The 1,782-nt window shown below is 60.6% G+C and carries 2 protein-coding genes; one reads left to right on the top strand and one right to left on the bottom strand.

The genetic code is table 11. The features are described 5' to 3' along the window. Positions 1-1,254: helix-hairpin-helix domain-containing protein (locus AC1D0Z_RS20875; RefSeq protein ID WP_477660076.1), on the top strand; the 1,254-nt coding region annotated here is incomplete at its 5' end. A gap of 60 nt (positions 1,255-1,314) precedes the next feature. On the opposite strand, the gene tolA is transcribed toward AC1D0Z_RS20875, so the two are convergent. Continuing rightward, on the bottom strand, positions 1,315-1,782 hold a 468-nt coding region (gene tolA / locus AC1D0Z_RS20870; protein WP_477660075.1), incomplete at its 5' end, for a cell envelope integrity protein TolA.

The following is a 1,782-nucleotide window of genomic DNA, read 5'->3' as shown; positions in this document are numbered from 1 at the left end:
ATGGAGAAATTCGCGGGCTACGGCTTTAACAAGTCGCACTCCGCCGCCTATGCGCTGCTGGCCTATCACACGGCCTGGCTCAAGGTGCACTACACCGCCGAATTCTTCGCCGCCAACATGACGGTGGAAATGGACGACACCGACAAGCTCAAGATCCTGTTCGGTGACGCGCAGAAGATGGGCATCCAGTTCGAGTCGCCCGACATCAACCGCGGCGACTACCGGTTTGAGCCGATCAGCGCCACGTCCGTTCGCTATGGCCTGGGTGCTGTCAAGGGCACGGGCCAGCAGGCGATTGCCGCGATCGTGGCAGCCCGCAAGGAAGGCGGCCCTTTCACTTCGCTCTATGATTTTTGCGTGCGCGTGGACCGCAGCCGGCTCAACAAGCGAACGGTGGAAGCCCTTATCAAGGGTGGCGCCTTCGACAACCTGCAGCTCAACCGTGCGTCGCTGCTGGCGTCGGTAGACCGCGCCTTTGAGTTTGCCGCCGCGACCGAAGCCAATGCCAACCAGGGCGGGCTGTTCGACATGTCTGACTCGCATGCGGCCAGCACGCAGGAACCGGCGCTGGTCGAGGCCATGCCCTTCGGCGTGAAGGCGCGGCTGGTGCAGGAGAAAACCGCCATCGGTTTTTACCTCTCGGGGCATCTGTTTGACGAGGTCGAAACCGAGGTCCGGCAGTTCGCCAAGCGAAAGATCGAGGACCTGATCGACTCGCGCGAGCCGCAGCTGCTGGCCGCGATCCTCAGCGACCTGCGCGTGATCAACGGCAACCGCGGAAAGTTGATCATTTTCAAGCTCGACGACAAGACCGACGTGCTTGAAGCTTCGGTGGACGAAGCGACTTTCAACGCCAACCGCAACCTGCTCAAGGACGACGAACTGGTCATCGTGCAAGGCACGCTGCAGGGCGCGTCGGAGCGTTTTGGCCGCCGCTTCAAGGTCACGCAGGTCTGGGACCTGGAAACTGCCCGCTGCAAATTTGGCAAGTACCTGCGCGTGGCGGTCAATGGCACCGCGCCGGATATTTCCCGGCTGGTCAGGGACTTCCCGCCACGCCGCGAGATGTCAGACCAGGGAGAGCTGAGCCGTGGCTTGCCGGTGCGTTTGAGCCTCAGGCGCCATGGCGAGGCGGGCGGCGTGGCGGCGGAGCTTCATCTGGGAGAAGCCGCCAAATTCTTTCCGACGGATGCCGCGCTGGCCAGCTGGATGGCGCAAGCCGACAAAGGGCTTGTACAGATCGTTTATGAGTGAAAAAGGCCTCTAGGCCAATAGGGACGAGCGCAAGCAGCTATAAAAAAGGTAGCGCTAGGCTTAGTCTTTGGGGCCAAATTCAACGGGGAAGTCTGTAATCACCTTGCCGTTTTCGTCTGGAGGAATGCGTTCTGCCTTCTCTACAGCGCGGAGAACGGCGTCGTCCCAAGCCGGCACCCCACTGGATTTGCTCAGCTTCGAGCTCATGATAAGCCCCGTGGAGGAGACTTTCACCTGGACTATGGCTTTCGGATTTCCCTGAATGCTTTCAGGATTTGCAAACACGATGTTGCGCTTGAACAAAGCGGCCAGTCGTCCTTTGTAATTTGCCGATGGGCCGCCGGCCTTTTGCGCCGTACCAGCGGCCTCGGCGCCACCGGTGGCACCGGCCTGGCCCATCATTCGCTTGAGGTTTTCGTCGCGCAGCTTCTTCGCTGCAGCATCGGCCAGCTTCTGCTTCTCGTCGTCTTTCGTGTCCTGCTTCTTCGCTTCGGCTTTTTTGGCATCTTCAGCCGCCTTGCGCTTGGC

This window comes from Polaromonas sp. P1_E3, from assembly GCF_056405935.1.
This window is presented reverse-complemented; position numbering and strand designations above follow the sequence as displayed.